This window comes from Mesorhizobium sp. M1295, assembly GCF_040318135.1.
In the GTDB taxonomy this organism is placed as follows: domain Bacteria; phylum Pseudomonadota; class Alphaproteobacteria; order Rhizobiales; family Rhizobiaceae; genus Mesorhizobium.
In genome coordinates this window covers 1-6,470 of sequence record NZ_JAMYLU010000056.1, presented here as the reverse complement: position 1 = coordinate 6,470, position 6,470 = coordinate 1, and the positions used below count along the sequence as shown (strand labels likewise).

Here is a 6,470-nt window from a genome sequence, read left to right as displayed (position 1 = left end):
TTTCCTGCGCAGCGTCGAGCACACCCTGCGCGATCTCCACGTCTTCGAGCGGCAGGTGGTATTGATCCGGATGCAGCTTCTCGGATTTGGCACCGAACTTCTCGTGGTTGAGTTGGCTGACGATGCTCTCTAGCCGGCGGCGCGCCTCTTCGGCCTCAGCCAAGGCAGCCTGGTGCTCGGCCAGGGCCGCTTGCGTCTGGGCCAGGAGCGCCTTCAAACGCTCGTTCTCTTCCTGGAGAACCGTCAGATTCATGCGCTAAAATCAAGCACATGAACACCGATAACGCCATCGGAGACAACGCCTGAGTCACTGTGCCACACACTCATCCGGCAAGCTGCGGACGCCGTGCCCCCTCGGGGCGAACCAGTCTCCAATCCAGCCCTTCGAACAAGGCCGCGAACATCGCCGGCGGGTGCTGTCACATTGTTTGGCGAGCGGGCAAGCGGAGAACAGGGCAAGATAATCAAGCAATTTGAGCGGCGATAGCCTTCCACTCGGCCATCGCGCGTAGGCGGTGATTCTGGATCTGAGCTGCGGATCTGGTTGAACGGTCGGGAACGGGCGGCTGAGTATGAGCGCAGCTTATCAGTGACGATGCGCCAGGGCCGGCAACCTTGCTTCTTCAAGAGCCGGATCAACAATCGCTTGGCGGCCTTGGTGTCGCGACGCGTCTGGATAATCTCGTCGAGAACGTATCCATGATCGACGGCGCGCCACAGCCAGCATCTGTGACCATTGATACGGACAACCACCTCATCGAGGTGCCAGATATCGTCGTCGACGGTGGCTTCCTGCGAATCCGGCGCGCATAGTCGGAGCCGTGCATCTTACCCCACCGACGGATTGTCTCGTAGGAGACCACGATGCCGCGCGCGAGCAACATTTCCTCGACCTCATGCAGGCTCAGTCCGAACCGGTGGTGGTAGAGCCAAACGGCATGGGCGACGATCTCGATTGGGAAACGGTGGTTCTTGTACGTCGCGGCAGTTTTGCTCATCCGCTCCGCCCAACGCCAATCCATCAAGCCGAAATCAACGTGACAGTACCGCTTCAATCCCAGCGCTTCGATGAAGCCAATGCGTGATCACACGACCGAGCCGTTAAAGGGGTGAAGCCGGCACCGTGTAGATACACAGTTGGCTCACGCGCCACCGTTCTCGCAAACGAGAAAGTGTCGATCATAGGCCTCTCGGCTCGGACAAGATCACTGTATTGCGGGAACGCATCACGAGGAGGTAATCTCGGTTGACGGAGCCGCAGAAGAATAGGCAATCTTCATCGACGAGTCATGAGAGGAACGTCGGAACGGGCCCAACACGTAGCGCACCAATGATGCTGGCACGCTTGCAAACAGACTCGCACGAAAGCGGGGGGAATTGCAGCTGTTCCGATCTTCCCTTGAGACCAGAGACCTGCCTCGCTGGTTTGGTCCCGCTCCGGAGCTTTGACGCGGGCCACTAAGCAGGCTCATCCCATTGCGGCGAGTAATCGCGATCGTAGATACGCAGGTTGCGCGACCGGAGCCGCGAGATCGCTACCATCTCGTCACCGGAAAGCTCGAAATCGAAGACGTCGATATTTTCCGCCAGCCTCTCCTTGCGCTCGCTGCGCGGAATGGCGACCCCACCTTCCTGCTGGACGTGCCACCGAAGCACGATCTGCGCCGAACTTTTACCGTGCCGTCTGGCGGCGTCCCCGATCGCTGGTTGCTTGAACAACGCCTCACCGCGACCGAGCGGAGCATACGCAACCACCGCCATGTTGGCCGCGCGGCAAGCGGCATGGACCTTGGTCTGGTCAAGAAAAGGATGATACTCGACCTGGTTGGCCACAAGCGGCGCATCCGACAGGTGCACCGCCTCCGCAAGCATCACGCTTGGGAAGTCCGACACACCAATATGGCGCGCCATGCCGGAGCTACGAACCGCGTTTAGCGCCTTGATGGATCCAGCCAGCGGAATGGCGGGATTTGGCCAATGGATGAGGAGCAGGTCGAGGGTGTCGAGCTCAAGGCGCTTCAGGCTCTCCTCGGCCGATCGCTCCAGGTCTCCCGGAGCGATATCGGTCAACCAGACTTTGGTTGTGACGAAGACGTCGTCGCGCGGCACGCCGGAAAATCGCAGTCCCTCGCCCACCTCGCTCTCGTTGTCGTAGGTCGATCCGGTATCGAGATGGCGGTAGCCAAGCGACAGCGCGTGCGCAACCAACTCCGAGCACATTTCGCCCTTGAGCATCCAGGTCCCAGCCCGATTACCGGGATTGCCGCGCCGTTCACCATGACGTTATGCATAAGACCTCACTTCCTTCCCCCGCCGGAGCTTGGCGCGCTCTTCTCCAAAGCAAAAACCAGCCGAGCGCGGCTGAATGGAATTGGAGCGGCTCAAGCTCACCCCAATCCGCCTGGATCTGAAATGACGTGCCGTAAGCGCTGCAGGAATTTGCTCGCTTCGGCTCCATCGATCGCGCGATGGTCAACTGAGAGCGTGCAGGTCAACATTGTTGCGACCCTCGTTCTGCCGAGACGATCTGAAACCACTCGCGGGTCGCGCTTCCAACCGCCAGAATGGCACATGCGGTGGGTTTATGACGGCGTCGAACTGTTCAATCCATAGCCGCCAAGATTAGATATGCTGAACGAGCCCGGATATCTCACTAAGCCTGAGCGCGTTGCGACCTGCTCGCTCGACAAAATCCTTTACTTCCGCTGATATTTCTATCACTGACTTTGCCCCAGGTTCTGCGTACTACTGGAGTTGCGAGGCCGTTCAACAGCGATTACTACGGAAATGTCTGCGGTTTCGCCGGCTCTTCGATTTCCACAGTTGCCTTGGCTGTCTCGACTTCGAAATTATTTTGCCCTCAATGACCTTGTCTCCAATGCCTTTTAGCCAGCGAACTATCGTAGCTTCCTCGATACCCATTCCACTCGACGGCAGAACAATGTCGGTTGTCACTTTTGCTTAGCCTTCTATCGTAACGTTATGCGGTTTAGAGCAGCCGCCGTATGGCAGCCATAATGTGCTCCTTCGTGGGGTAGAAGTTCTTCTCGAGGGCCGGACTGAAGGGCACGTGAATGTCCGGAGCGCTCAGGCGTAGGATCGGTCGCTTCAACAGTTCGAAAGCTTCTTCCGCCATCACGGCTGCAATTTCACTTCCGACGTTACAGACGGGGTGCGCGTTCTCAACAATTACTAGCCTTCCGGTCTTCGCGACCGATGTTTTGAACGCCTCATGGTCGAGCGGCTTCAACGTACGTGGGTCAATCACTTCGACCGAAATGCCCTCCTCGGCGAGCGCGTCTGCGGCCTCCATTGTCGGCCGTATGGCGCCGGCAATAGCGATAAGGGTTACGTCTTTTCCCTCGCGCTTTACGTCCGCTTTGCCAATCGGTATTACCTGCTCCGGGTCTGTGGACACATCGCCTTTGAGCGGCCAAAGGCGGGTGTCTTGGAAGACGAGTACAGGATCGCCGTCGCGAATGGCCGATTTCATGAGCCCCTTGATATCGGCGGCGCTGGTCGGGCAAATGATCTTGAGGCCCGGCACATTCATAAAAACCGGATAAGGCCGGTCGGCATGCTGCGCCGCTATGGACCCCACTGAGTACATATAGCAACTAACCACGATCGGAATGTTGATCTGACCTCCAGTCATATATCGCAATTTCGACGCCTGGTTAATGATCTGATCCGAGGCCAGATAGACGAAGCTGGCAGTTGAGAGGTCAACAACCGGTCGCAATCCGTTGATGGCAGCCCCGATTGCTAGGCCGGTAAAACTGTTTTCTGAAATCGGCATGTTCCAAATTCGGTTCTTGCCGAACCGCTGAATAAGTCTGTCTCCGCCGAAGACCGCGATGTCCTCTCCCATCAGGATGACGCGCTCATCACGATTCATTTCCTCTATCTGCGCCTCCATGATGGCCTCAAGATAGGTTATCCGAACATGGGTGCCGGGCGCTGCGGCTAGTTTCTGGGCATGAGTTTGCATGTCGATCAATTCCTCTCCAGCCCATCCACGAAGCTGTGACTGTCCGCAAGGGGCGAGTTGAACATGTAGTTGGGCAAAGTTTCGAGCCGAGGCATGGGGCTGGCCAAAGCAAATTCTACAGCCTGCTTGACGGCTTCAGCGACTTCGTGCTCGATCACTCCTAGAGTCCTTTCGTTTACGCCTTCTTCGAGGAGCACAGCGCGATAGAGCAAAATCGGATCGCGGTCGCGTTTGTGAGCCTCGACTTCCTCAATCGGCCGATAAGGCTGCCTCGGAATCACCAAGCCGAAATTGTGCTCATCGAACCGATAGGTGTTAGCTACTATAAGAGTAGGCCCTTCGCCCGCGCGCGCTCGCGCGACAGCCTGCGCCGCAGCTTCATAGACGGCGCTGACGTCCTGCCCATCAACCCTTATCGCTGGCATGCCGTAGCCCGCAGCCCGCAGCGCGATGTCCGGCTGCCCGTGGCTTTGTGCCACCGAGGTGGAGATTGCATAGCCGTTGTTCTCGCAAAGATAGATGACGGGAAGCTTCCACAGCGACGCCATATTGAGGCTCTCGTGGAACGTACCCTGGTTCACCGCTCCATCACCGAAGAAGCATAACGTAACCTGATCCACACCCCGCACCATGGCGCTGAACGCGCACCCCGTGGCAAGGGGAATGCCCCCTCCGACGATACCCGATTCGCTGATAATACCGACCGACTTGTCTGCAAAGTGCATCGAGCCCCCACGCCCCTTGCAAATGCCGCCCTCCTTTCCCATCAGCTCGGCCATGAGCACGTCCAGATGCGCACCCTTGCCGATTGGATGGCCATGCGAACGATGCGTTCCGGTCATGGCGTCATCGCCCCGCAGGGCGAGACATGCCCCTACAACAGCCGCTTCCTGACCCACGCTCGCGTGGAACCAACCAGGGATTTTGCCAGCTTTCGTCTGGCGCATACCCTCTTCTTCGAATCGGCGAATGCGAAGCATACGCCGATAAGCCTCTAGTCTCTCATCTCCGTTCAACTGCATGATCCAAACGTTGCTCCAATATCCAAGTAAAAGATGCCGCTGGGGATGGCAGAGCGCAGGTCCTGTAAATTCATCGGGTATAAATCATCCACTTCTTGGTTCTCTCAAAATCCGGAACGAAGAGCGTGCCGATAAACTATCAGGCCGCGCACTTGGCCGTAGTGATGTAATTGAGAAAATTGCCTGCTCTGAAGTCATGCGGCCTCAGCTTTAACGGCCTTGAACGATTCAAGAACGTTTTGCAGCGACGAGTGCCGTAGGGGTCGGTATCGCAATTGTCGGAGAAACCTGGTAGGTCGTGCAGGTCGGGGTGAAGGCGTTGGGCGGCGAGAACAGAATGACTCGCTTGCCGCTGAAATGATCGTGGGATGTCTTTTTCTCCCAGCGGCAAGGGTTTGGCCCCTCGATCGATTCATCGCGCACACGCGTGCGAAAGGTGCCCAAGGGAACGTTCTTTTTTCACGGTCACCGCTATTGCTCCTTGAAAGAAAACTGACGCATTGCTTCTCGCTTGGGACTGACGCAAGCCGAACTAAATCAGCATGCCAAGGCATAAGATGAGTCCGCGGCTCCCTCCTCTTTGACATCCGGTTGTAAAGGAGATCTTGGCCCCTCGCCTTCGGCCACCCGAACGACCACGTCGGTATGGGTGATCAGGGTGCCTTCGGACGGATCGAGCCGGCCTTCCACGCTGATGGCGCCGGAACGGACGTTGATGATCCGCTTCTCGTCCTCGAGGCAAAGGGTGATGGTGATCGGAAGTGTCCGTGCCGAAATAGGCGTGGGATGGGTCAGCTGTGATAATGCGCAAAAGCCCCGGCTCGCGAAGCTGGTTCAGCGCTTTGTAAAGGGTTGCGAATGAGACGCCGAGCTTGGCTTGGGTAGCCCTATGATGGCGTCCTTTCGCACTCACATGCGGATGGCGGCCGGTCATCAGCAATTCGGCGAGCGCCACGCGTTGGCGCGTAGGCCTCCGACCAGCCATGCGCAACCCAGCTACCCAGCACGGACCTCTGGAGTGGACGATGTCCCGATGTTCAGCGGGAATGCGCGCGGTCTCCTCAGGCGCTTGTATGGAGCTTCGTGTCAGCAATGGCTTTGTTCCGAGTCTTCTACGTGCTTTCTCTGGGCCTAGAAAGTCGGAAGCAAGCGCCGTACCATTTGACTGGGGGCTGGGCAATCTCATTACTTCTGCAGCCACGACGTCGTCGCCCCAAAAAATCCGCAAAACTTCTTTTGTCCGAAGCTGGACAGGAATGTCGGGCCCCAACAAATGGAGGGGGGCCGGGCCGGCGCTACGGACAAGCGGCGTAACCTACCCTTGTCCTCGCTTTGAGGTGGGTCTGCTCTTAGCCGCCTTGATGCATGGCGAGGTACTGTCACATTGATTTCGGCTTAATGGATTGGCGTTAGGCGGAGCGGATGAGCAAAACTGCCCCGACGTACAACAACCACCG

At 57.7% G+C, this 6,470-nt stretch carries 7 protein-coding genes and 2 pseudogenes; 1 reads left to right on the top strand and 8 read right to left on the bottom strand.

The features are described 5' to 3' along the window. Both NKH29_RS32205 and NKH29_RS32200 read right to left on the bottom strand, forming a co-directional pair. On the bottom strand, positions 1–253 hold a 253-nt coding region (locus tag NKH29_RS32205), incomplete at its 3' end, for an IS66 family transposase (RefSeq protein ID WP_353001387.1). Between the two features lie 305 nt (positions 254–558). After that, positions 559–998 (bottom strand): annotated as a pseudogene (locus NKH29_RS32200) (IS6 family transposase); the annotation flags it as partial. Between NKH29_RS32200 and NKH29_RS32795 the strand changes: the two are divergent. Then, entirely contained in the window at positions 939–1,085 is a 147-nt protein-coding gene (locus NKH29_RS32795; protein ID WP_502911333.1) for a hypothetical protein, read from the top strand. The pseudogene NKH29_RS32200 and the gene NKH29_RS32795 overlap by 60 nt on opposite strands. Positions 1,086–1,458: 373 nt before the next feature. Here NKH29_RS32795 and NKH29_RS32195 read toward each other — a convergent pair whose 3' ends face one another. The 6 genes and pseudogenes from NKH29_RS32195 to NKH29_RS32170 all read right to left on the bottom strand — a co-directional run bounded on the left by NKH29_RS32195 (position 1,459) and on the right by NKH29_RS32170 (position 5,947). Beyond that, positions 1,459–2,235 (bottom strand): aldo/keto reductase, encoded by a 777-nt coding sequence (locus tag NKH29_RS32195; RefSeq protein ID WP_353001386.1) that lies wholly within the window; start codon positions 2,233–2,235, stop codon positions 1,459–1,461. A gap of 152 nt (positions 2,236–2,387) precedes the next feature. Next, on the bottom strand, positions 2,388–2,573 hold the full coding sequence (locus NKH29_RS32190) for a 2-oxo acid dehydrogenase subunit E2 (protein ID WP_353001385.1): 186 nt from the start codon (positions 2,571–2,573) through the stop codon (positions 2,388–2,390). 416 nt (positions 2,574–2,989) lie between these two features. After that, a complete protein-coding gene (locus NKH29_RS32185) occupies positions 2,990–3,991 on the bottom strand; it encodes an alpha-ketoacid dehydrogenase subunit beta (RefSeq protein WP_353001389.1) in 1,002 nt (333 codons plus the stop codon). Positions 3,992–3,996: 5 nt separating this feature from the next. Then, positions 3,997–4,938, bottom strand: a complete 942-nt coding sequence (locus NKH29_RS32180) for a thiamine pyrophosphate-dependent dehydrogenase E1 component subunit alpha (protein WP_353001384.1) — start codon at positions 4,936–4,938, stop codon at positions 3,997–3,999. 360 nt (positions 4,939–5,298) lie between these two features. After that, a pseudogene (locus NKH29_RS32175) lies at positions 5,299–5,457 on the bottom strand (peroxiredoxin); the annotation flags it as partial. Between the two features lie 88 nt (positions 5,458–5,545). Next, positions 5,546–5,947, bottom strand: a complete 402-nt coding sequence (locus NKH29_RS32170) for a transcriptional repressor (protein ID WP_353001388.1) — start codon at positions 5,945–5,947, stop codon at positions 5,546–5,548. Positions 5,948–6,470: the final 523 nt, after the last annotated feature.

Bases quoted from the DNA above. Each gene is read 5' to 3' on its own strand.
- NKH29_RS32795 (WP_502911333.1), top strand. From the start codon at position 939: ATGGGCGACGATCTCGATTGGGAAACGGTGGTTCTTGTACGTCGCGGC.
- NKH29_RS32195 (WP_353001386.1), bottom strand. From the start codon at position 2,235: ATGCTCAAGGGCGAAATGTGCTCGGAGTTGGTTGCGCACGCGCTGTCG.
- NKH29_RS32190 (WP_353001385.1), bottom strand. From the start codon at position 2,573: ATGTGCCATTCTGGCGGTTGGAAGCGCGACCCGCGAGTGGTTTCAGAT.
- NKH29_RS32185 (WP_353001389.1), bottom strand. From the start codon at position 3,991: ATGCAAACTCATGCCCAGAAACTAGCCGCAGCGCCCGGCACCCATGTT.
- NKH29_RS32180 (WP_353001384.1), bottom strand. From the start codon at position 4,938: ATGCGCCAGACGAAAGCTGGCAAAATCCCTGGTTGGTTCCACGCGAGC.
- NKH29_RS32170 (WP_353001388.1), bottom strand. From the start codon at position 5,947: ATGACCGGCCGCCATCCGCATGTGAGTGCGAAAGGACGCCATCATAGG.